At 71.1% G+C, this 21,307-nt stretch carries 20 protein-coding genes and 1 riboswitch; of the genes, 10 read left to right on the top strand and 10 right to left on the bottom strand.

The genetic code is table 11. The annotated features are described in order from the left end of the window. Window positions 1–24 precede the first annotated feature (24 nt). Together CA983_RS22315 and CA983_RS22310 are read right to left on the bottom strand one after the other, a co-directional pair. The gene (locus tag CA983_RS22315; RefSeq protein ID WP_086602677.1) at window positions 25–492 is read right to left on the bottom strand and encodes a GNAT family N-acetyltransferase; all 468 of its coding nucleotides are present in this window, start codon (window positions 490–492) and stop codon (window positions 25–27) included. Window positions 493–640: 148 nt separating this feature from the next. Next, complete coding sequence (locus CA983_RS22310; RefSeq protein ID WP_086602676.1) at window positions 641–1,225, bottom strand: flavin reductase family protein; 585 nt, start codon at window positions 1,223–1,225, stop codon at window positions 641–643. Between the two features lie 347 nt (window positions 1,226–1,572). Between CA983_RS22310 and cdgB the strand changes: the two genes are divergently transcribed. Both cdgB and CA983_RS22300 read left to right on the top strand, forming a co-directional pair. Next, window positions 1,573–3,234, top strand: coding sequence for a diguanylate cyclase CdgB (gene cdgB, locus CA983_RS22305; protein ID WP_086602675.1), 1,662 nt, complete (start codon window positions 1,573–1,575; stop codon window positions 3,232–3,234). A gap of 118 nt (window positions 3,235–3,352) precedes the next feature. Continuing rightward, window positions 3,353–4,303, top strand: coding sequence for a carbohydrate-binding protein (locus CA983_RS22300; protein WP_086602674.1), 951 nt, complete (start codon window positions 3,353–3,355; stop codon window positions 4,301–4,303). Between the two features lie 12 nt (window positions 4,304–4,315). Here the strand turns inward: CA983_RS22300 and CA983_RS22295 are convergent, their stop codons facing one another. From CA983_RS22295 to CA983_RS22285, 3 genes are all read right to left on the bottom strand, one after another. Then, a complete protein-coding gene (locus CA983_RS22295; RefSeq protein ID WP_086602673.1) occupies window positions 4,316–5,245 on the bottom strand; it encodes a 1-phosphofructokinase family hexose kinase in 930 nt (309 codons plus the stop codon). Between the two features lie 123 nt (window positions 5,246–5,368). After that, window positions 5,369–6,502 carry an N-acetylglucosamine-6-phosphate deacetylase gene (gene nagA, locus CA983_RS22290; RefSeq protein ID WP_086602672.1) on the bottom strand — a complete coding sequence of 378 codons (1,134 nt, stop codon included), beginning with the start codon at window positions 6,500–6,502 and terminating at the stop codon, window positions 5,369–5,371. Window positions 6,503–6,603: 101 nt separating this feature from the next. After that, a complete protein-coding gene (locus tag CA983_RS22285) occupies window positions 6,604–7,545 on the bottom strand; it encodes an ROK family protein (protein WP_086602671.1) in 942 nt (313 codons plus the stop codon). Between the two features lie 133 nt (window positions 7,546–7,678). On the opposite strand from CA983_RS22285, the gene CA983_RS22280 reads away from it, so the two are divergent. After that, on the top strand, window positions 7,679–8,932 hold the full coding sequence (locus CA983_RS22280; protein ID WP_086602670.1) for an extracellular solute-binding protein: 1,254 nt from the start codon (window positions 7,679–7,681) through the stop codon (window positions 8,930–8,932). Window positions 8,933–8,967: 35 nt separating this feature from the next. Beyond that, complete coding sequence (locus tag CA983_RS22275) at window positions 8,968–9,213, top strand: DUF3263 domain-containing protein (RefSeq protein ID WP_086602669.1); 246 nt, start codon at window positions 8,968–8,970, stop codon at window positions 9,211–9,213. A 6-nt stretch (window positions 9,214–9,219) separates the two neighbouring features. On the opposite strand, the gene otsB is transcribed toward CA983_RS22275, so the two are convergent. From otsB to CA983_RS22260, 3 genes are all read right to left on the bottom strand, one after another. Further along, window positions 9,220–10,068: a trehalose-phosphatase gene (gene otsB / locus CA983_RS22270; RefSeq protein ID WP_086602668.1), complete on the bottom strand. Its 849-nt coding sequence runs from the start codon at window positions 10,066–10,068 to the stop codon at window positions 9,220–9,222. 6 nt (window positions 10,069–10,074) lie between these two features. Beyond that, window positions 10,075–11,463, bottom strand: coding sequence for an alpha,alpha-trehalose-phosphate synthase (UDP-forming) (locus tag CA983_RS22265; RefSeq protein ID WP_086602667.1), 1,389 nt, complete (start codon window positions 11,461–11,463; stop codon window positions 10,075–10,077). 73 nt (window positions 11,464–11,536) lie between these two features. After that, entirely contained in the window at window positions 11,537–12,481 is a 945-nt protein-coding gene (locus CA983_RS22260; RefSeq protein ID WP_086602666.1) for a glucosyl-3-phosphoglycerate synthase, read from the bottom strand. A gap of 155 nt (window positions 12,482–12,636) precedes the next feature. After that, window positions 12,637–12,791: riboswitch (SAM riboswitch) on the top strand. 15 nt (window positions 12,792–12,806) lie between these two features. Between CA983_RS22260 and thrC the strand changes: the two genes are divergently transcribed. The 6 genes from thrC (at window position 12,807) to CA983_RS22230 (ending at window position 20,338) form a co-directional block, all read left to right on the top strand. Continuing rightward, complete coding sequence (gene thrC, locus CA983_RS22255) at window positions 12,807–14,093, top strand: threonine synthase (protein WP_086602665.1); 1,287 nt, start codon at window positions 12,807–12,809, stop codon at window positions 14,091–14,093. A 110-nt stretch (window positions 14,094–14,203) separates the two neighbouring features. Next, a complete protein-coding gene (locus CA983_RS22250; protein ID WP_010035955.1) occupies window positions 14,204–14,479 on the top strand; it encodes a ubiquitin-like small modifier protein 1 in 276 nt (91 codons plus the stop codon). A 447-nt stretch (window positions 14,480–14,926) separates the two neighbouring features. Next, window positions 14,927–15,130: a cold-shock protein gene (locus tag CA983_RS22245; RefSeq protein ID WP_010035953.1), complete on the top strand. Its 204-nt coding sequence runs from the start codon at window positions 14,927–14,929 to the stop codon at window positions 15,128–15,130. 618 nt (window positions 15,131–15,748) lie between these two features. Beyond that, window positions 15,749–17,371 (top strand): chaperonin GroEL, encoded by a 1,623-nt coding sequence (gene groL, locus CA983_RS22240; protein ID WP_086602664.1) that lies wholly within the window; start codon window positions 15,749–15,751, stop codon window positions 17,369–17,371. Between the two features lie 180 nt (window positions 17,372–17,551). Then, window positions 17,552–18,679 carry an NADH:flavin oxidoreductase gene (locus tag CA983_RS22235; RefSeq protein ID WP_086602663.1) on the top strand — a complete coding sequence of 376 codons (1,128 nt, stop codon included), beginning with the start codon at window positions 17,552–17,554 and terminating at the stop codon, window positions 18,677–18,679. Between the two features lie 102 nt (window positions 18,680–18,781). Next, window positions 18,782–20,338, top strand: a complete 1,557-nt coding sequence (locus CA983_RS22230) for a carboxylesterase/lipase family protein (RefSeq protein ID WP_086602662.1) — start codon at window positions 18,782–18,784, stop codon at window positions 20,336–20,338. A 1-nt stretch (window position 20,339) separates the two neighbouring features. On the opposite strand, the gene CA983_RS22225 is transcribed toward CA983_RS22230, so the two are convergent. Both CA983_RS22225 and CA983_RS48015 read right to left on the bottom strand, forming a co-directional pair. Further along, entirely contained in the window at window positions 20,340–20,909 is a 570-nt protein-coding gene (locus tag CA983_RS22225; protein WP_086602661.1) for a hypothetical protein, read from the bottom strand. 13 nt (window positions 20,910–20,922) lie between these two features. After that, the gene (locus CA983_RS48015) at window positions 20,923–21,168 is read right to left on the bottom strand and encodes a Uma2 family endonuclease (RefSeq protein WP_244207053.1); all 246 of its coding nucleotides are present in this window, start codon (window positions 21,166–21,168) and stop codon (window positions 20,923–20,925) included. Between the last annotated feature and the right edge of the window lie 139 nt (window positions 21,169–21,307).

Genomic DNA, 21,307 nt, shown 5'->3' with positions numbered 1-21,307 from the left:
CGGGCGTTCCGAGCGGAACTGGAGTTAGCCGAGCTCCCGTACGCCTACTGTCTGACCCCCGCTCGTCTCCCCGTTCGGGCGGAAGCCGAGCCCCAGGTAGAAGCCCTCCGGGCCGTCGGGGCCGGGGTGCCAGGTGACGTAGAGCTGCTTGGTGTCGCGCCGGCGGAGTTCCTCCGCGACGGACTCGACGGCGAAACGGCCGTATCCCCGGCCCTGCTCCCCGGCCGCGATGTTCAGCCGCCACAGGCCCGAGCGCAGCACGCTGCCGTCCTCGTACCAGTCGATGTCGAGGAAGGCCATGAGGAACCCGACCGGGCGCTCGCCGTCGACGATCAGGCGGGGCCAGGCGACGCCGGGATGCACATAGGCCTCGGCGAGGGACTTCACGACCGGGGCGACCGCGTGTTCCTGGTCGGGGCGGACGCGGATGCCGAGCGCGGCGTCGAGGTTCCCGGCGGTGATCTCTTCGAGGCGAGGGCCCGTCGTTGTCATGCGCGCACCCTAGGCGCGCCGATCACCCCGGACCACCGAATATCCGCCTCACCCGGACCACCGAATATCCGCCTCACCCGGACCACCGAACATCCGCCTCACCCGGACCGTCGGATTTCCGCCTCACCCGGGCCACCGGACTTCCGCCTCACCCCAGGTGCCGGTACCGCCCCCGGAAGTACGTCAGCGGCCCGCCGTCCGCGCTCGGGACGCGCGCGGTCAGGACGCGGCCGATGACCAGGGTGTGGTCGCCGGCGCGCACCCGCTGCTCGGTGCGGCACTCCAGGACGGCGAGGGCGCCGCCGACCAGGGGCGCGTCGGTGTACTCGCCGCGCGTGTAGGGGATGTCCGCGAAGAGCAGGCGGTCGCTGACGCGGCCCTTCATGGCGAAGCGGCCCGCGATGTGCCGCTGGCTCTCGGAGAGGACCGAGACCGCCCACAGGGGCTGCTCCTCGAGCAGCTCGTCCATGCGGGAGCCCTCGCGCAGGCTCACCAGCACCAGGGGCGGGTCCAGGGACACCGACATGAAGGCCGTGGCCGTCATGCCCACGTCCTCGCTGCCCGGCGCCGAGGGGTCGTCCGGGTCGAGCGGCGCCTCCTGCGCGGTCACCAGGACCACGCCCGAGGCCAGCCGGGACATGGCGGCGCGGAACTCGTCGTTGCTCACCCCCTCAGCATGCCCGGAGGCGGGCGGCGGAATGATCGCGGACGTGGCAGTGGGAGTGTTCGGCACATCCCAAACGCTAATCTCCGTCCCGGGCGCCCCGCATCGGGCTCCCGCCCGATCACGGTCTTAGGACTCGCGACGGACACCCGACGGCGTCCGGAAGGGCGACGGGGATACGGGGATATACATGTGCGCAACCAGACAAAGCTTGCGTTCGGTAGACGCACGTGAAGAACGCAGAAACTCCACTCAATTGTTCAGGTTTGCCTGTGACTTGAGTCACAAGGGGCAGGAATTGTTGACCCTGTGTACCGAGTGAGCAGCGCGCTGTGATTCAGTGGCTGGGAAGCTGCCAGGACGATACGCCGATGAGAACCCTTGATTCGCTGCGAGGTCTCGGGGGGAGGGCGAGCATGGAGACCGAGTCGGAGCCCTACGTCCGCCTTGCGTCCCTGCGGCAACTGCACCAGGTCATGGCCGACATGAACACGGCCCGCAGCCTGGCGGACACCCTGCAGACCGTCGCGGAGGGCGTGGTCGCCGCCCTCGGGTACGAGCTGGCGTGCGTGAACCTCGTACGGCCCGACGGCGATCTCGTCGTCGCCGCCTTCGCCGGGAACCCGGCCGCCGAGGCCCTCATCACCGGCCGCGTCGGCTCCCGCGAGTCCTGGGACCGCCGCCTCGGCATGGGCGAGCACTGGGGCGACCTGGTGTTCATACCGCACACCGAGGGCTGGGTCCTCGACGACGACGACGTCCCGCAGTGGTACACCGACGGCCCCGCCCCCCGCTTCGAGGACGAGTGGCACCCGGCCGACCGGCTCTTCGCGCCGATGTACGCGCCCGGCCCGCAGGGCAACGCCGCCTGCGGTGAGCTGATCGGGGTGCTGTCCGTGGACCGGCCGCGCAACGGCCGCCGCCCCGGCGCGTGGGGCCGCGAGGCGCTTCAGATGTACGCCTTCCAGGCCGCCATCGCGATCAGCAACGCCCGGCTGCGCGCCAACATGCAGCGGGCGCTGGTCCGGCTGGAGCGCGAGCAGCAGGCGCTGCGGGCCAGTGAGGAAAGCTTCAGGCAGGCCTTCGAGTACGCCCCGTCCGGCATGGCCATCGCCGAGATGGGCGGCGACCAGCACGGCCGGATCCTGCGCACGAACGACGCCCTGTGCCGGCTGCTGGGCCGCCCCGCCTCCGCGATGCGCCGCTACTCGTTCTCCGACCTGGTCCACCCCGAGGACATAGGCACGCTGCTGCGCACCTCCGCCGAGGGGGGCCGCGCCGAGCTCCGCCTCGGCCGCCGGGACGGCACGTACGTCTGGGTCAGCCTGCGCAACAGCGTGGTCGCGGACGCCGCCGACGGCCCGCGCTTCCTCCTCACCCACGTCGAGGACATCGAGGAGCGCAAGCGCCGCGAGCTCCAGCTCGCCCACCGCGCCTCCCACGACTCGCTCACCGGCCTGCCGAACTCCGCCGAGCTGCGCTCCCGCCTGTCCGCCCGGCTGTGCCAGCGCGCGGCGCCCCCGCACCCCGGCGTCGTCGAGTCCCACGACGCGGCCTACGGCCACCCCGCCTTCGACGCGATCGGCCACGCCTTCGACTTCGGGCCGAGCACCGAGCCGTTCGACGCCTACGACCACCATGTGCACACCGTCGCCCCGGACGGCGACCACGACGACGGCACCAAGGGCCTCGCCGTCCTCTTCTGCGACCTCGACGGCTTCAAGTCGATCAACGACCGGTTCGGGCACAACGCGGGTGACGCGGTTCTCATCGAGGTCGCCCGCCGGCTCAGCAACGGCGTCCGCGACGGCGACACCGTCGCCAGGCTCGGTGGTGACGAATTCGTCATCCTCGCCGACGGGCTCGGCCGCGCCGACGCGCAGGACCTCGCGGTCCGCCTGCGGAACGAGATCATCCAGCCCATCCGTGCCGAGGGGCGGGCCGTCCGGGTCGGCGCCAGCTTCGGCATCGGATGGGCACACTGTGGAATGACGGCGGACGAAGTGTTGAAATCCGCTGACGAGCGGATGTACGTCGAGAAACGATCTCGTCCCAAACAACACAGACGCGCCGGGTGAGTCCCAGGTCAGTGAGTTGATGCGGTCTGGGTCACCCGTTTGGGTCACCAGGAGCGGGTAGGCTCGCTCTCTCACCCACGTACCGCATTGCACCGCACCTGACTGAGGAGACCAAGGGATGACGCCCGGCAACAACGGCGCGAGCACGCCCGAGGACGACGACCCGTTCGGCTATCTCTACGCCGACGGGCAGGCCAACGGGGCCCAGCCGCCGTCCGGGGGCTACGGCTACCCGAACTCGGTCAACCGGGTGCGGGCGGTCGGCACGCGCCAGTACGGCCAGCAGCCGCAGCACGCGCAGACGGCGCCCTACGGGCAGGTCCCGCAGCAGCAGGGCGCCTACGCCCAGCCGAACGCGCACTACGCGGCACCCGAGACGCTGCCCGGCGGCGCCCCCACCACCCAGCAGCAGATGCCGGGCGGCGGCGGTGGCCGGGGCGGCCGCGGCCCGAACACCAAGGGCCTGCTGATCGGCGCGATCGCGGTGGTCGCCGCGGTCGTCATAGGCATCGGCGTGGCCATGCTGGGCGGCGAGAAGGACAAGAACGACTCGGGCAACGAGGCCGGCACCGCTCCGGCCCAGTCCCAGGACTCGAAGCCGAGCCCGTCGCCGAGCAAGGCCGGCGAGAGCAAGGTCGACCTGCCGACGATCGACGCGAAGGCGTTGCGGCTCGGCGGTGGCGCGACCCTCGCCCAGGACGTCAAGGGCGCCCAGTCCGACGGCGGCATCTACGTGGGGAACCTCAACCAGGTCGGCTCCTCGGTCACCTGGACGGTCAACGGCGTCCCCAAGGACGGTGCCTACACCCTCTTCGCCCGCTACAGCACGGTCGACGAGGACCAGGAGATGACGCTCACCGTCAACGGCAAGCCGTTCGGCGACAAGCTCAACATGAGCAACTTCACGCACACCTCGGACGGCGACTTCTCCAAGGGCTGGACGAAGACCTACGCCTGGCCGACCCTCAACAAGGGCACCAACACGATCACGGTGTCCTGCCAGGACGGCGACAAGTGCAATGTCCTGCTGGACCAGCTGTGGCTGAAGGCTGGGCAGGTCAAGGACTAGGACGGTCCTGGATCAGGCCGCACTGACCTCCCCCGTCACCGCCACCCGCCCCAGCAACTCCTCGTACACCCCCCGGTCGAACTCCCCGGCCACCGGCGCCTGAACCGTCGCCGCCGACAAGGCCGTTGCCCGGGCCAGACGGTCCGGCCAGGGGAGGTGTTCCACCAGGCCCGACAGCAGGCCCGCGACGACCGAGTCGCCCGCGCCGGTCGGGTTGCCTCGCACAGGGGTCGGTGGGGTGGCTCGCCAGCGGCCCTCTCGGGTGGCTGCCAGGAGGCCTTCGGGGCCGAGGGATGCCACCACCGCGCCCGCGCCCCGGCGGCGGGCGTCCTGCGTGGCGCGCAGAGGTTCGTGGGAGCCGGTCAGTTCCGCCAGTTCGTCGGCGTTCGGCTTGATGATGTCCGGGCGGGCCGCCACGCCCCGGCGCAGGGCTTCGCCGCTCGTGTCCAGGAGGACCGGGATCCCGAAAGACCGCGCCGTCCTGACCAGGCCCGCGTACGCCCCGACCGGCACGCCCGGCGGCAGGCTGCCGCACAGCGCCACCGCGGAGGCGGACGGGAGCAGGTCCTCGTAGGCCTCCTGGAAGGCCGACCATTCGGTGGGCGTGACCATCGGGCCCGGTTCGTTGAGCAGCGTCGTGTCGCCGGTCTGCTCGTCGACCACGGCGATCGTGCGGCGGGTGGCGCCGGAGACCGAGACCAGCGCGTCCACCACGCCCGGCACCGACGCGAGCCGCTCCCGCACGACCCGTCCCGTCGCACCGCCCGTGAAACCGGTCACCGTCACCTCGTGCCCGAGGGCCGCCAGGACCCGGGCCACGTTGACGCCCTTGCCGCCGGGGCGTTCTCTCACCTCGGAGACGCGGTGGGAGGCGTGCGGTCGGAGGGACCGTACGCGGTAGGTGATGTCGAGAGCGGTGTTCAGCGTGACCGTGAGGATCACCTGGGCCGACCTCCCCCGAGAATGCGCTTGCTGCCGTGAACGTTCCGAAAGCTCGATCATGCCAAAGAGACGGCGGCCGGCCCAGTCCGGGAGTCGGCCACCGCCTCTCGACTGCGGGACGGATCAGCGCAGTTGGGGACCGACCACCCATTCGCCTCTGCGCATCACGCCCTTGAGGTCGTAGTCCGCGTCCAGCAGGAGCAGGTCCGCGTCCTTGCCGGGTTCCAGGGAGCCGATCCGGTCGGACATGCCGAGCAGGCGGGCGGGGGTCGCCGAGAGTGCCTGCACCGCGTCCTCGACGGACAGTCCGTCGACCGTGACCGCCCGTTTGAAGGCGCGGTCCAGGGTGAGGGTCGAACCGGCGATCGTGCCGTCCGTCAGCAGGCGGGCCACGCCGCCGGCGACCTCCACTTCCAGCGGGCCGAGCCAGTAGCGGCCGTCGCCGAAACCGGCCGCGTCCATCGCGTCCGTGATGAACGCCACCCGGTCCGCGCCCGCGCGGTGGAACGCCAGCTGGAGTGCGGCGGGGTGCAGATGCGTGCCGTCGTCGATCAGCTCGACCGTGATCCGCTCATCCTCCAGGAGCGCGGCGATCGGGCCGGGGGAGCGGTGGCCGAGCGGCGGCATCGCGTTGAACAGGTGGGTGGCGACCGTCGCGCCCGCGTCGATCGCCTCGACCGTCTGCTCGTACGTCGCGTCCGTGTGGCCGATCGCCGCGATCACGCCGTGTTCGGCCAGCAGGCGTACGGAGTCGATGCCGCCGGGCAGTTCGGTGGCCAGCGTGACCATCTTCGCCCTGCCCCGGGCCGCGTCGATCAGCTTGCGGACCTCCGCCGGGTCCGGGTCGCGCAGCAGTTCCTCGGAGTGCGCGCCCTTGCGGCAAGGGGAGATGAACGGCCCCTCGAAGTGGATACCGGCGATCTCGCCCTGCTCGGCCAGCTCGCTCAGCAGGCCCGCGCGCTGGGTGAGGAAGTCCATGTCGCCGGTGACGGTCGAGGCGACCAGGGTGGTCGTGCCGTGCAGGCGGTGGGTGTGGATGCCCTTGAGGATGTCCTCGACCGAGCCGGAGGTGAAGGAGGCTCCGCCGCCGCCGTGGTTGTGGATGTCGACGAAGCCGGGGAGTACGTAGTGGCCGGTTACGTCGATGAACTGGGCGTCTTCCGGGGCGGTGGCGGTGATGCGGGTGCCGTCGATGGTCAGTCGGCCGTTTTCGACGGTTCCGGTGGGGAGTACCACTGTCGCGCCGGTCAGGACCATGGGCTGTCCGGCCGTCGCGGGGTGCGGGTGCGTCGTGGCTGGTCGCGCCCCGCGGCGGAGCCGCATATCGACGCTGTCCCGCGCCCCTGAGTCCGCTGTCATCAGGGCGCTACCTCCGTACGGTCGGTTCGGTCGAGGAGATCCCAGGCCAGGAGTCCGGCGCCCAGGCATCCGGCGGCGTCGCCCAGGGCCGCAGGGACGAGTGTCGGCTGTTTCTGGAAGGTGATGCGGCTGCGGATCGCTTCCCGCAGGGGTGTGAACAGGGTTTCCCCCGCCTCCGCCAGCCCGCCACCGATGATCAGGACGCGAGGGTCCAGCAGAGTCAGGGCCGTGACCAGACCGTCGGCCAGGGCGTCGACCGCTTCCTGCCAGACCGCCCGCGCCTTCGGGTCGCCGGAGTCCACCGCCTTCGCGCAGTCCGCCGCGTCCGCGCCCGGGTCGCCGGAGGCCGTCGCCCATGCCTCGCTCACGGCCGCCGCCGAGGCGAAGCGCTCCAGGCAGCCGCGCTGGCCGCAGGGGCAGGGGGACCCGCCTGGGCGGACGACGATGTGGCCGATCTCGCCCGCGAAGCCGTGYGCGCCCGCCTCGACCCGGCCGTCGACGCCGATGGCGCCCGCGATGCCGGTGCCCAGCGCCACGAACAGGAACCGGTCGGCGCCCCGGCCCGCGCCCACGCGCCCCTCGGCGAGGCCGCCGGTGCGCACGTCGTGGCCGAGGGCGACCGGGACGCCCAGCCGCTCCGCCAGCAGGTCGCGCAGGGGGACGTCGCGCCAGCCGAGGTTCGCCGCGTAGGCGGCGACGCCCCGCGCCTCGTCGACGATGCCGGGGACGGCCACGCCGGCGGCGGCCGCGGGCGTGCCGAAGTGCTCGGCGCCGTATGCGCGCAGCTCGGCGGCGAAGTCGAGGATGCCCGCGACCACGGCGTCCGGTCCGTGCTCGCGGCCGGTGGGCCGGCGGGCCCGGTGCAGCAGCTCGCCCTCCGGTCCGGCCAGGGCGGCCTTCATTCCGGTGCCGCCCACGTCGAGGGCGATGACATGTCTCACGGAGAACAGTGTGACCCGGAGACCCGCAAGAGGTCTAGTCCACTCACGTGGTGTAGACCTTATTCCGAATATCGAAAACTTTCGTTGGCGGTCACGCCAGGGTTGGGGAAGAACAGCGGTGCAGCGGCGGCGGATGGCAGGAACGATCGCGGTGGTGTCCGCGCTGGGCATGACGGCGGTCCTCGGCGGCTGTGGCGTGACGGGCGGCTCCGCCGACGTCACCCTGAAGCTGGTCGCCGCCGACTACGGCGACAGTGCGGCCAACAGCTCCGAGAAGTACTGGGACAAACTCGTCGATGAGTACGAGGCCGACCATCCCGGTGTGAAGATCGACGTCAGCGTCTACTCCTGGAACGACATCGACCGCAAGGTCAGGGAGATGGTCGCCGCCGGTGACCCGCCGGACATGGCGCAGATCGGCGCGTACGCCGACTACGCGGCGCAGAACCAGCTCTACAAGGCCGACGACCTGCTCTCCATACCCGTGCAGGCCGACTTCGTCGGGCAGCTGGCCTCCGCGGGACAGGTCAAGGGCGTGCAGTACGGCATGCCGTTCGCCTCCTCCACCCGCGTGCTCTTCTACAACAAGACCCTCTTCGCCAAGGCCGGCATCACCCCGCCCAAGACCTGGGACGACCTGGCCGACGACGCCGATGCGCTCAAGGACGAGGGCGTGAAGTACCCCTACGCCCTGCCCCTCGGCCCGGAGGAGGCCCAGGCCGAGACCATGCAGTGGATGCTCAGCGGCGGAGGCGGCTACACCGACACCGTCGACAGCTACGGCATCGACTCCCCGGAGAACATCGACACCTTCTCCTGGCTGAAGAACGAACTGGTCGCCAAGGACCTGACCGGGCCGGTCGCGCCCGGCGAGCTGAACCGGGCCGCCGCGTTCTCCGCCTTCGCCAAGGGCGAGGTCGGCATGCTCAACGGCCATCCCTCCCTGATGAAGATCGCCGCCAAGCGCGGCGTCGAGTACGGCATGGTGCCGACGCCGGGCAAGGAGGGGCCGAGCAAGTCCACGCTCGGTGTCGCCGACTGGATGACGGCCTTCCGGAAGAACGGCCACCGCGACCAGGTCGGAGACTTCCTCGACTTCGTCTACAGCGAGAAGAACGTGCTGGCCTTCTCCCGCGAGTACGACCTGCTGCCGGTCACCAGCTCCGCGTCCCGGACCATGGCCGCCTCCGACCGGGACCGGCACCTCAAGCCGTTCCTGGAGGAGCTGGTGTCCTCCGAGCTCTACCCGGTCGGCAAGACCTCCTGGGCCGACGTCAGCGCCCAGGTCAAGAAGCAGATCGGCAAGGCCGTCGCCCCCTCCGGCAGCCCCTCGGGCGTCCTGGGCCACCTCCAGGCGGTGGCGACCCGGGCGGAGAGCGCGGAGTAGTCCCGCTGTCGGTGGCGGGCGTTACGGTGCCTGGCATGGACGAGGACACGGGTGACGAGCGGCTCGGGCGCAGGGAGCGGGACATCCTCGCGCTCGAACGCCGCGGTTTTTCCGGGCCCGGTGCGAAGGAACGGGCCATACGGGAGGAGCTGGGCCTCGCCCCCGTGCGCTACTACCAGCTCCTCAACGCCCTGCTGGACGACCCCCGGGCCCTGGCCCACGACCCGGTGACGGTGAACCGGCTGCGGCGGATACGGGAAACGCGCCGGGCCGAGCGCTGACAGGCCTCAGGCCAGTCGGCCGGCCAGTGCGCTCAGCAGGCGTACGACACCCTCCGGGCCGTCCACCACCACGTCCGCCCGCTCCCTCAGCTCGGTCACCTCGTCGCTGCCGCTGCACACCAGCAGACCCGGGGTGCCGTCCGCGCGGAGCTTGTCGACGGCCGCGTAGGCGGGCAGGTCGCCCAGGTCGTCGCCGGCGAAGAGGACGGACCCGGCGCCGATCTCCCGGGCGAAACCGGTGAGGGCGGCGCCCTTGTCCATGCCGGGCGGGCGGAGTTCGAGGACCAACCGGCCGGGCTCCACGATCAGGCCGTGGCGGCCGGCCAGTCCGGCGAGCGGTTCGCGCAGGGAGTCCAGCGCGGCCTGCGGGTCGGCGGCCCGGCGGGTGTGCACGGCCACGGACCGGCCCTTGTCCTCGACCCAGGTCCCCTGCGACGCGCCGAACCGTTCGAGGAGCTCGGGCAGCTCCGTGCGCACGGCGGCGACGCCGGGGTGCGGCTCGGGGGCGCTGAGCTCGCCGGTGCGGGCGTCCCAGCGCTCGGCGCCGTAGTGGCCGAGGACCACGAGGTGCTCCAGGCCCGGGACGTCCGCGAAGCCGCCGTTGCGCACCGCGACCTCGGCCGGCCGCCCGGTGATCACCGCCACGGCGGCCACCTTCGGCGCGAGCGCGGCCAGCGCGGGGACGGCGTCCGGGTGGGCCCGGGCCCGCTCGGGGTCGGCCACGATCGGCGCGAGCGTCCCGTCGAAGTCGAGGCCGATCAGGGCCTTGCCCGGGTGGGTGAGGAGAGCGTCCAGACCTTCCTGTCCGGCTTTCGTGGTGGGCGCCGGCAGTGGGGAGTCCGTGGGACCGGTCATCGGCGATCAGCCCCTCAACGCGTCGAGCTGGTCCAGGAACCACTGCGCCGGCGGCAGCGCGGTCGCCGCCGCTGCCAGCCGCTTGCTGCGTTCGGCGCGTTCCTCCGGGGCCATCGAGAGCGCCTCGTGCAGGGCCGCCGCCGTCCCCGTCACGTCGTACGGGTTCACCACGATCGCGTCCTCGCCCAGCTCCTCGAACGCCCCGGCCTCCCGCGACAGCACCAGCGCGCAGCCCGCGTCGGAGACGACCGGGACCTCCTTGGCGACGAGGTTCATGCCGTCCCGGATGGGGTTGACGAGCGCCACGTCGGCCAGCCGGTACGCGGCCAGGGAGCGGGCGAAGTCGTCCTTGAGGTTGAGTACGACCGGGGTCCACCCCGGCGTCCCGTACTCGGCGTTGATCTCCTCCGACAGCCGCCGCACCTCGGCCGTGTAGTCCCGGTAGACCGCGAGGTCCTGCCGCGAGGGATACGCGAAGGCCACATGCACCACGCGCTCGCGCCACTCGGCGTGGGTCTCGAGGAGGCGGCGGTAGGCCAGCAGGCCCCGCACGATGTTCTTCGACAGCTCGGTGCGGTCGACCCGGACGATGGTGCGGCGGCCCTCGCCGATCTCCTCCCGGAGTGCGGCCATCCGCTCCTCGACGTCCGCCTCGTGCGACCGCTTGCGCAGGAAGTCCGCGTCGGCCCCCAGCCCGTGCACGCCGATCCGCGTGCCCCCGAGCCCGCCGGCGAACTGCTCGGCGCACGCGGTGAACGCGTCCGCCCAGCGCTGCGTGAGGAAGCCCAGCCGGTCCGCGCCCAGCATGCCGCGCAGCACCTGCCCGGCCACGTCGTCCGGCAGCATCCGGAAGTACTCCGGCGGCGCCCACGGCGTGTGCGAGAAGTGGCCGATCCTGAGGTCCGGCCGCAGCTCGCGGAGCATGCCCGGCACCAGCGTCAGGTGGTAGTCCTGCACCACCACCGCCGCGCCCGGCGCCGCCTCCTCGGCGAGCGCCTCGGCGAACGCCCGGTTGTACGTCTCGTAGGACGTCCACTGGCGCCGGAACTCCGCGTCGAAGACCGGCTCCAGCGGCGTCTGGTAGAGCATGTGGTGGACGAACCACAGCACCGAGTTCGCGATGCCGTTGTACGCGTCCGCGTGCACGCCGGCCGGGATGTCCAGCATCCGCACGCCGTCCTCGCCGACGCCCCGCCGGACCGCCTCCCGGTCGCCGTCGGACAGCGCCGAGCAGACCCAGAGCGCGTCCGCGTCCGAGCCGATCGCGGACAGCCCCGAGACCAGCCCGCCACCGCCCCGCTTGGCGTCCAGCGAACCGTCCTCGCCCACCGTGTAGGAGACCGGGCCACGGTTGGAGGCCACCAGCACCTGTGCAGCACCGTACGTTGAAGCCATACGCCTCAACCTAGCCCGGCCCGGAAACGCTCAAACGTACGGACCTGACCCACCCGGCCGAAAACGGCCCCGGTCACGCCGCCTTCCGAGCCTGGTACTCGGCGATCTCCGCCATCGGCGGACGCTCCTCGGTGTCCACCGAGTAGGTGCGCGGCTCGAAGCCGTCCCCGCCCCGCTCGAACTGCGTCAGGGACGGCCGGATGAGATGCCCGCGGGCCAGCCGCAGCTGGGCCGTGCGGTAGATCGCGGCGGCCATCCGGCCCAGCGCCTGCCCGTCCTGGTGCCGGTGCTTGCGCACGCCGATGTCCACCTGGGCGAGGGCGTCCAGGCCCACCAGGTGCAGGGCGTCGACCAGCATGCCCAGCTCGACGCCGTACCCGACGGGGAACGGCAGCTGCTCCAGCAGCGAGCGGCGGGCCGCGTATTCGCCGCCGAGCGGCTGCACGAAGCCGGCCAGCTGCGGCCAGTGCATGTTGAGCAGGGGGCGGGCCATCAGCTCCGTGACCCGGCCGCCCTGCCCGGCAGTGCCGCCGAGCGGGCGGTCGTACATGCCCTTCACCAGGTCGATGTCCGGGTCGGTGAGCAGCGGGCCCACGATTCCCGAGACGAAGTCGGACGAGAAGTCCCTCAGGTCCGCGTCGATGAAGCAGACGATGTCCCCGCTGGTGACCAGGAGGGATCGCCACAGCACCTCGCCCTTGCCCGGCACGGCCGGGAGGCGCGGCAGGATCTCGTCGCGGTGCACCACCGTCGCACCCGCGGCGGCGGCCACCTCCGACGTACGGTCGGTCGACCCCGAGTCGACGACGACGAGCTCGTCGACGAGCGGCACCTGCCGCATCAGGTCGTGGCGGATGACGGCGGCGATGTCGCCGACCGTCTCCTCCTCGTTCAGCGCGGGCAGCACGACACTGACCGTCCGGCCCGTGCGCTGCTTGGCGGCGAGGATCTGGTGGAGCGGGCGATCGGTCGCGGACCAGGAACGGGTGCTCAGCCAGCGCTCGACTTCTTCCAGCACCGTGGCGGCTCCTCTGCGTACTCTCGGCGGGACGGACTGTGAGCCATCTCGCGGTTCGGACGACTCTCTCAACTGTCCTGGTCGTCGGTTACAGTCTTGAACAACGCGGATGACCATCGCATGTCCGGGGTCAGCCGTTGTTTACAACCGAATACAGCTCATCCAGAGGGGCAGAGGGATACGGCCCGATGAAGCCCCGGCAACCCTCCAGCCGATACTCGTAGGTCACTGTCGACCGCTCCGCGAGGTCCCGGCTCGGGAAGGTGCCAAATCCGTCTCACGGCGAGATGCGTCGTGAGGAAGATGAGGAAGGGCCTCGCCTCACATGGCTGTGCAGACTGTTGCAAGCACCACTGACTCCACCGTAGACCTCGGCCCCGCCGCCGCCCTGAGCTGCCGCGAGTGCGGTCACCGCGTACCCCTCGGCCCGGTCTTCGCGTGCGAGGAGTGTTTCGGCCCGCTGGAGATCGCCTACGACTTCTCGGCCTACGACACCGAGGAGCTCCGCAAGCGCATCGAAGCGGGACCCGCGAACATCTGGCGCTACGCCCCCCTGCTGCCGGTCCCGGCCGACGTGGCGGACAAGCCGAACATCAACCCGGGCTGGACCAAGCTCGTCAAGGCCGACAACCTCGCGCGCGAGCTGGGCGTCGAGGCGGGCAAGCTCTTCGTCAAGGACGACTCCGGCAACCCGACGCACTCCTTCAAGGACCGTGTCGTCGCCCAGGCCCTGGAGGCCGCCCGCGCCTTCGGCTTCACCACGCTGTCCTGCTCCTCCACCGGCAACCTCGCCGGCGCCGTGGGCGCCGCGGCGGCCCGCGCCGGCTTCCGCTCCTGCGTGTTCATCCCGCACGACCTGGAGCAGGGCAAGGTCGTCATGGCCGCGGTCTACGGCGGCGAGCTCGTCGGCATCCAGGGCAACTACGACGACGTGAACCGCTTCTGCTCCGAGCTGATCGGCGACCCGGCGGGCGAGGGCTGGGGCTTCGTCAACGTCAACCTGCGGCCGTACTACGCCGAGGGCTCCAAGACCCTGGCGTACGAGATCTGCGAGCAGCTCGGCTGGCGGCTGCCCGACCAGATCGTCGTGCCGATCGCCTCCGGCTCGCAGCTCACGAAGATCGACAAGGGCCTTCAGGAGCTGATCAAGCTCGGACTGGTCGAGGACAAGCCGTACAAGATCTTCGGCGCGCAGGCCGAGGGCTGCTCGCCGGTGTCGACGGCCTACAAGGCCGGCCACGACGTCGTACGCCCCCAGAAGCCGGACACCATCGCCAAGTCGCTGGCGATCGGCAACCCGGCGGACGGTCCCTACGTGCTCGACATCGCGCGCCGCACGGGCGGTGCGGTGGAGGACGTGAACGACGAGCAGATCGTCGACGCGATCAAGATCCTCGCCCGGACCGAGGGCATCTTCGCGGAGACCGCCGGTGGCGTGACCGTGGGCGTGGCGAAGAAGCTGATCGAGAACGGCGTCCTCGACCCCACCAAGACCACTGTCGTCCTGAACACTGGGGACGGTCTCAAGACGCTGGATGCGGTGGCTGGGACCGGGCTCACCGCGACCATTCGTCCCAACCTCGAATCGTTCCGTGAGGCTGGGCTCGTCTGATCGTTGTCGGCTGCGGGCCGGTGGGGGCTGGTCGCGCCCACGCGGCGGAGCCGCACATCGACACAGCCCCGCGCCCCTGAGGCCTGAATCCCACCGGAGGTTATGAAGTCATGAGCGTCACCGTTCGCATCCCCACCATCCTGCGTACCTACACCGGCGGCCAGGCCGAGGTCGCCGCCGAGGGCGCGACCCTCGGCGAGGTCATCGCCGATCTGGAGAAGAACCACACCGGGATCGCCGCCCGGGTGCTGGACGACCAGGGCAAGCTGCGCCGGTTCGTCAACGTGTACGTCAACGACGACGACGTGCGGTTCGAGCAGGGTCTGGAGACGGCTACGCCGGACGGTGCCGGCGTGTCGATCATTCCCGCCGTCGCCGGTGGCTGAACCGGTCGACCGGCTTGATTATTACCTTCGGTAACGGCAGTTACTGAGAGTTCATCGAATTGCCCCCTCCGTGAGAGAAGCGGAGGGGGCAATTCTGTGTGATTGAGCGCGGTACAGTTGGGGAACGCAGCGCCGATCTCCTGATCGGAAGCCCTTGATTCCTGCCGCTCGCCCGACAAGATGTAGCCAAAGTGTGTGCGTCTTTCGCGGCTTTTGTTCCTTTTGTGTGGCCCGACTTGCCCTGAAGTCGGGCGAATTCTCCCCACATTCCGGATCCTGCGCGTCCAGAATTCTCGTCCGATTGACCTGTTGCAGACGGCAGTTGGACAGATACATTCAGCCGCGGTCGACGCGTTCCGGCGCACGCCCCCAATCGTGGGGGGTGAGGTCTGACCCGGGTCCGCGAAGTGTGGATCTGTGCAAGGGCCAGTAATAGGGGAGTTAGGCATGGCTCAGGGCACCGTCAAGTGGTTCAACGCGGAGAAGGGGTACGGCTTCATCGCGGTCGACGGTGGTGCGGATGTTTTCGTCCACTACAGCGCGATTCAGATGGACGGCTACCGCACCCTGGAAGAGGGCCAGCGGGTCGAGTTCGAGATCTCGCAGGGCCAGAAGGGACCGCAGGCCGACATGGTTCGCGTCTCTGCCTGAACGCGCACCACGACCAAGCGCAAGCGACCGGTCTTCTCTGAAGGGCCCGTACCCCCCGGGGTGCGGGCCCTTCGGCCTGCTCGGGTGCCGGCGGCCGGGGTGATGGGTGCGCCGGGCGGCCGGAGTGACGGGTGCGTCGGGCGGCAGGGGCGACGGGTGCGCCGGGCGGCAGGGGCGACGGGTGCGTCGCCGGGCGCCCTCTCGTCGAAGCCCGCCGCGCCCGGAGGCGCTTCGGAGTCCGTCCCGGTGTGGGGGCGCGGGTTCGCGCTCCGGACCCGCTCGCGGCGTCGGTCTCGTCGCCGTCGCGGGCCGTGGGCCAGGCCTTTCTCCGCTCGCGCGACCACCCGTGGCGCTGCCCGCGGCTTGTGGGCCAAGCCGGGTGCGCCCTGTTCGCTGGGGGCTGAGTGCCCCGCCCGAACCGTGGGAGCCGCTTGCACTCGCCATGCCCGAGTGCTAATCATTGCGTTAGCACTCTGAAGGTGAGAGTGACAACGTAAGGACCGGGTCGGTGAGGCCCGCAGGCCAGGTGGGAAGGAACCACGGGGTCAGCGAGCCGTCCGTCGCGGGCGCGGGCGCGGTCCGAAGTAATCACCCCCAGTCCTGGAGGGACCACTTCACATGGCCAAGATCATCGCGTTCGACGAGGAGGCGCGGCGCGGCCTCGAGCGCGGCATGAACCAGCTCGCGGACGCCGTGAAGGTGACGCTCGGCCCCAAGGGCCGCAACGTCGTCCTCGAGAAGAAGTGGGGCGCGCCCACGATCACCAACGACGGCGTCTCCATCGCCAAGGAGATCGAGCTCGAGGACCCGTACGAGAAGATCGGCGCCGAGCTGGTCAAGGAAGTCGCCAAGAAGACGGACGACGTCGCCGGTGACGGTACGACCACGGCGACCGTGCTCGCCCAGGCCCTGGTCAAGGAGGGCCTGCGCAACGTAGCCGCCGGTGCCAACCCGATGGCCCTCAAGCGCGGTATCGAGCGCGCCGTCGAGGCCGTCTCCGCCGCCCTGCTGGAGCAGGCGAAGGACGTCGAGACCAAGGAGCAGATCGCTTCCACGGCCTCCATCTCCGCCGCCGACACCCAGATCGGCGAGCTCATCGCCGAGGCGATGGACAAGGTCGGCAAGGAAGGCGTCATCACCGTCGAGGAGTCCCAGACCTTCGGTCTGGAGCTTGAGCTCACCGAGGGTATGCGCTTCGACAAGGGCTACATCTCGGCGTACTTCGCGACCGACATGGAGCGTATGGAGGCCGTCCTCGACGACCCGTACATCCTGATCGCGAACTCCAAGATCTCCAACGTCAAGGACCTGCTCCCGCTCCTGGAGAAGGTCATGCAGTCGGGCAAGCCGCTGCTGATCATCGCCGAGGACGTCGAGGGCGAGGCCCTGTCGACCCTCGTCGTCAACAAGATCCGCGGCACCTTCAAGTCCGTCGCCGTCAAGGCCCCGGGCTTCGGTGACCGCCGCAAGGCGATGCTCCAGGACATCGGCATCCTCACCGGCGGCGAGGTGATCTCCGAGGAGGTCGGCCTCAAGCTGGAGAACGCCACGATCGACCTCCTGGGCAAGGCCCGCAAGGTCGTCATCACCAAGGACGAGACCACCATCGTCGATGGTGCCGGCTCCGCCGAGCAGGTCCAGGGCCGGGTCAACCAGATCCGCGCCGAGATCGAGAACAGCGACTCGGACTACGACCGCGAGAAGCTGCAGGAGCGCCTGGCGAAGCTCGCCGGCGGTGTCGCGGTCATCAAGGCCGGTGCCGCCACCGAGGTGGAGCTCAAGGAGCGCAAGCACCGCATCGAGGACGCCGTTCGCAACGCGAAGGCGGCCGTCGAGGAGGGCATCGTCGCCGGTGGTGGCGTGGCCCTGCTGCAGGCCTCCGCGGTGTTCGAGAAGCTGGAGCTGACGGGTGACGAGGCGACCGGCGCCAACGCCGTGAAGCTCGCCCTGGAGGCCCCGCTCAAGCAGATCGCCGTCAACGGTGGTCTCGAGGGCGGCGTCGTGGTGGAGAAGGTCCGCAACCTCACCGTGGGCTGGGGCCTGAACGCCGCGACCGGTGAGTACGTCGACATGATCGCCGAGGGCATCATCGACCCGGCGAAGGTGACCCGTTCCGCTCTGCAGAACGCCGCCTCCATCGCCGCGCTGTTCCTCACCACCGAGGCCGTCATCGCCGACAAGCCGGAGAAGTCCGCCGCGCCCGCCGGCGGCGGCATGCCGGGCGGTGACATGGACTTCTGATCGACCCGGTCGATCAACGTCCTTGCCGAGGGCGGCACTTCCTGTTCCGACAGGGGGTGCCGCCCTCGGGCGTGTCCGGGATCACAGTGCGGTGGGGATGGCCCGGGCGGGGCCGGACGGTTGAAACGTACGCCCTATGCGTATGCACATACTGTCCGGTATCCAAAGAGGAGTCCCCACGTGACCGTCGCCGCCTCCACCGCCTCCCGTGCCGCCGAAATCCTGTCCCGGCCCGTATCGCTGGGCGGCCTGACCGTCCCGAACCGGATCGTCATGGCGCCGATGACCCGCATGTTCTCCCCGGGCGGCGTCCCCGGCGACGACGTCGTCTCCTACTACTCCCGCCGCGCCGCCTCCGGCGTCGGCCTGATCGTCACCGAGGGCACCTACGTCGGCCACGAGTCGGCCGGGCAGAGCGACCGCGTGCCGCGGTTCCACGGCGAGGAGCAGCTCGCGGGCTGGGCGAAGGTCGCCGAGGCGGTGCACGCCGCGGGCGGCACGATCGTGCCGCAGCTGTGGCACATCGGCATGGTCCGCAACCAGGGCGAGCCCCCGGTCGCCGACGCCCCGGCCGTCGGCCCCTCCGGCCTGCGCATCGGTGCCGGCGAGCCCACCGGCAAGGCCATGACCCAGGCCGACATCGACGCCGTCATCGGCGCGTTCGCCGAGGCCGCGGCCGCCGCCGAGCGCATCGGCTTCGACGGCGTGGAGATCCACGGCGCCCACGGCTACCTGCTCGACCAGTTCCTCTGGGAGGGCACCAACCGCCGCACCGACGCCTACGGCGGCGACCCGGTCGCCCGCACCCGGTTCTCGGCGGAGATCGTCGCGGCCGTCCGCGAGACCGTCTCCGCGGACTTCCCCGTCATCTTCCGCTACTCGCAGTGGAAGCAGGACGCCTACGACGCCCGCCTCGCCGAGACGCCCGAGGAGCTGGAGGCCATCCTCACTCCGCTCGCCGCGGCCGGTGTCGACGCCTTCCACGCCTCCACCCGCCGCTACTGGGTCCCCGAGTTCGACGACTCCGACCTCAACCTGGCCGGCTGGACCAAGAAGCTCACCGGCAAGCCCGCCATCACCGTCGGCTCGGTCGGCCTGAACGGCGACTTCATCAAGGCCTTCCAGGGCGAGGGCGCCGAGATCGGCGACCTCGACAACCTCCTGGACCGCTTCGAGCGCGACGAGTTCGACATGGTCGCCGTCGGCCGCGCCCTGCTCCAGGACCCGCAGTGGGCGCAGAAGGTGCTGTCCGGCCGCTTCGACGAGCTGGCGCCGTACGACGCGGCGGCGCTGAAGACGCTCAGCTGACGCCCGCAGGGTCGGCACACGGGGGTGCCCTGGATTCGCCTTGCGTCAGTCAAGGACACTGGCGGAGCGCCTGTTCACCGGCACCCCTGAGGAGACCCACAGATGACGACGACCGAGTCCCACCCCCCGACCGGCGCCTCGGCCGGGCAGCCCGCACCGGTGGTGCGCACCGCCGCCGGTGCGGTACGCGGCCGCAGGGAGGAGGGTCTCGCCGTCTTCCGCGGCATCCCCTTCGCCGCACCCCCCGTGGGCGAGGCCCGCTTCATGGCACCGCGCCCCGCCCACGCCTGGGACGGCATACGGGACGCGTACGCCTTCGGCCCGCCGCCCCCGCAGGACCTCGGCAACCTGGGCGGACCGGGCCTGCTCGACGTGCCCGAGGGCGACGAGTGGCTCACCGTCAACGTCTGGACCCCCGAACCCGACCCGGGCGCCCGCCGCCCGGTGATGGTGTGGCTCTACGGCGGCGCCTACAAGCTCGGCCACTCCGGCCAACCCGGCTACGACGCCCGGCGCATCGCGGCCGACGGCGATCTCGTGGTCGTGTCCCTCAACTACCGCGTCGGCATGGAGGGCTTCGCCCACATCGAGGGAGCGCCCGCCAACCGCGGCCTGCTCGACCAAGTGGCCGCACTGGAGTGGGTGCGGGACAACATCGAGGCGTTCGGCGGCGACCCCGCCCAGGTCACGGTCTTCGGCGAGTCGGCGGGCGCGGGTTCGATCGCCTCGCTGCTGGCCATGCCGAGGGCGGCGGGCCTGTTCCGGCGGGCGATCGCGCAGAGCGTGCCGGGGACGTTCTTCTCGGACGCCCTGGCCCGTGACATCGGTGCCGCTCTCGCCGCCGAGGTGGGTCTGCGCCCCACGGTGGCCGACCTGGCGGCCGTCGCCCCGCGCGAACTGACCTCGGCGGGCGAGTCGTTGAGCGGCAAGATGCCCCAGTACATCGACCGCTGGGGTCAGGCGGCGCCGACGGTCACGCCCTTCTCGCCGGTCGTCGACGGCGAGGTCCTGCCGGTCACGCCCTGGCAGGCGCTGGCGGCCGGTGCGGCGAAGGACGTCGACCTGCTCGTCGGCCACAACCGCGACGAGTACCGCCTCTTCGTCGCCATGGCGGGTCAACTCGGCCAGATCCCCGAGGAGAGGGCGACAGCGGCCCTCCGCCTCTTCGCCCCCGGCCCCGACGGCGAAAAGGCCTACCGCGCCGCATACCCCGACGCCTCCCCGAGCGAGCTCTACGAACGCGTCCAGACGGACTGGCTGTTCGGCATGCCCTCCCTGCACCTGGCCGAGGCGCAGCGCGCGGGCGGCGGCCACGCACACGTCTACGAACTGACCTGGCCGGCCCCGGGCAACGGCGGCGCGCTGGGCGCCTGCCACGCCCTGGACATCCCCCTGCTGTTCGGCACGTTCGGGGCGGACCTCGGGGCCCTGCTGTTCGCGGGCGCCGAACCGTCTGCCGAGGCCGAGGCGCTGTCGTCCCGTTTCCGCGCGTCCTGGACGGCGTTCGCGAGGTCGGGAGACCCGGGCTGGCCGGCGTACGACGACGAGCGGCGGCTCGTGCAGGTGCTGGACGCGGAGCCGGTGGTGAGGGCGTACCCGGAGGAGGCGTCGCGGCGCCTGTGGGAGGGCTACGACTTCCAGGCCCTGCCCCTGCTGTGAGCTAAAGGTTGCCCATCGGCTCGATGTCGACCCTGACCGGCGTACCCCACACGCGGAGGACCTCGTAGTCGGTGAACTCGTGCACGAGCCGGTACGCCATGGCCGCCCGGGGAGCCTTGCGCTGGGCGGCGATGTACAGCTCGGCCTCACGGCGGTCCCGGCGCGGGGTGCCGCACAGCTGCCACGTCTGGCCGGTCCACAGCTCCGGCAGCCAGCGCTGCTGGGGCTGGGGGCGGTCACCGCTCACGCCGTAGCGGGACTGGACCGGCTCGGTGGGCCGGTGATGCGGGGCGGGGCCGTTGAACTCCGCGCGGCGGGCGGCCCGGCGCCGGGTCTCGCACAGCAGGCACAGGTCGGGGGCGGCCTCGTCGACCGGGCCGGTGGGGTGCTCCGGGCAGCGCGTGCTGGGCGCGGCCGTGGTGACGCTGTCCTCCAGCAGGTCCAGGGCGCGCTTCAGGTCGGCCTTGACCTCGTGCAGTTTGGCGTCCGGGCTGTCGGAGGTGAGGGCCTCCCCGTGCTCACCGAGGAGACGGAGGGCACGGCCTAGGGCGGTGAGCTGGGCGTGGTTCATGGGTCCATTGTCGTCAGTCGGCGTAGTCCTTGAGGTTCTCGGTGTCCAGGGGGATGTTCACGGGGTCGGGGAGCTCGACGGTGGTGCCCCAGGGGTGGGGGGAGATCCGCTGGTAGCGGCCGTCCTTCGGCTCGCTGAAGACCGTGAGGGTGTGGTTGTCGCGGTCGATGAGGAGGTAGACGGGGATCTCGGCTTCGGCGTAGCCGGTGGGCTTGTCGATGCGGTCGCGCTGGCTGGTGTCGCGGTCCCTGGAGGTCACAGTGGTGCCTCCTCCCTTCCATCGTGCCCTGCGGGAGTGATGTCGGACCGTAGGTGCCGTCATGTGCGTGCCTTCTCTCGGCGTCGTCGGGACAGCTCGGCGCGGATCTGGGCCGCGCGGTCGTGGACCGTGGGGGCGG

The organism is Streptomyces swartbergensis, assembly GCF_002148965.1.
Classification (GTDB): Bacteria; Actinomycetota; Actinomycetes; order Streptomycetales; family Streptomycetaceae; genus Streptomyces; species Streptomyces swartbergensis.
Note: the sequence above shows the minus strand (reverse complement) of the source record. Positions and strands in the feature narration are given on the sequence as shown.

Bases quoted from the DNA above. Each gene is read 5' to 3' on its own strand.
- CA983_RS22275 (WP_086602669.1), top strand. From the start codon at position 8,968: ATGGACGAGGACACGGGTGACGAGCGGCTCGGGCGCAGGGAGCGGGAC.
- CA983_RS22315 (WP_086602677.1), bottom strand. From the start codon at position 492: ATGACAACGACGGGCCCTCGCCTCGAAGAGATCACCGCCGGGAACCTC.
- nagA (WP_086602672.1), bottom strand. From the start codon at position 6,502: ATGGTCCTGACCGGCGCGACAGTGGTACTCCCCACCGGAACCGTCGAA.
- CA983_RS22230 (WP_086602662.1), top strand. From the start codon at position 18,782: ATGACGACGACCGAGTCCCACCCCCCGACCGGCGCCTCGGCCGGGCAG.
- CA983_RS22280 (WP_086602670.1), top strand. From the start codon at position 7,679: ATGGCAGGAACGATCGCGGTGGTGTCCGCGCTGGGCATGACGGCGGTC.
- CA983_RS22250 (WP_010035955.1), top strand. From the start codon at position 14,204: ATGAGCGTCACCGTTCGCATCCCCACCATCCTGCGTACCTACACCGGC.
- CA983_RS22300 (WP_086602674.1), top strand. From the start codon at position 3,353: ATGACGCCCGGCAACAACGGCGCGAGCACGCCCGAGGACGACGACCCG.
- otsB (WP_086602668.1), bottom strand. From the start codon at position 10,068: ATGACCGGTCCCACGGACTCCCCACTGCCGGCGCCCACCACGAAAGCC.
- cdgB (WP_086602675.1), top strand. From the start codon at position 1,573: ATGGAGACCGAGTCGGAGCCCTACGTCCGCCTTGCGTCCCTGCGGCAA.
- CA983_RS22225 (WP_086602661.1), bottom strand. From the start codon at position 20,909: ATGAACCACGCCCAGCTCACCGCCCTAGGCCGTGCCCTCCGTCTCCTC.
- thrC (WP_086602665.1), top strand. From the start codon at position 12,807: ATGGCTGTGCAGACTGTTGCAAGCACCACTGACTCCACCGTAGACCTC.
- groL (WP_086602664.1), top strand. From the start codon at position 15,749: ATGGCCAAGATCATCGCGTTCGACGAGGAGGCGCGGCGCGGCCTCGAG.
- CA983_RS22265 (WP_086602667.1), bottom strand. From the start codon at position 11,463: ATGGCTTCAACGTACGGTGCTGCACAGGTGCTGGTGGCCTCCAACCGT.
- CA983_RS22245 (WP_010035953.1), top strand. From the start codon at position 14,927: ATGGCTCAGGGCACCGTCAAGTGGTTCAACGCGGAGAAGGGGTACGGC.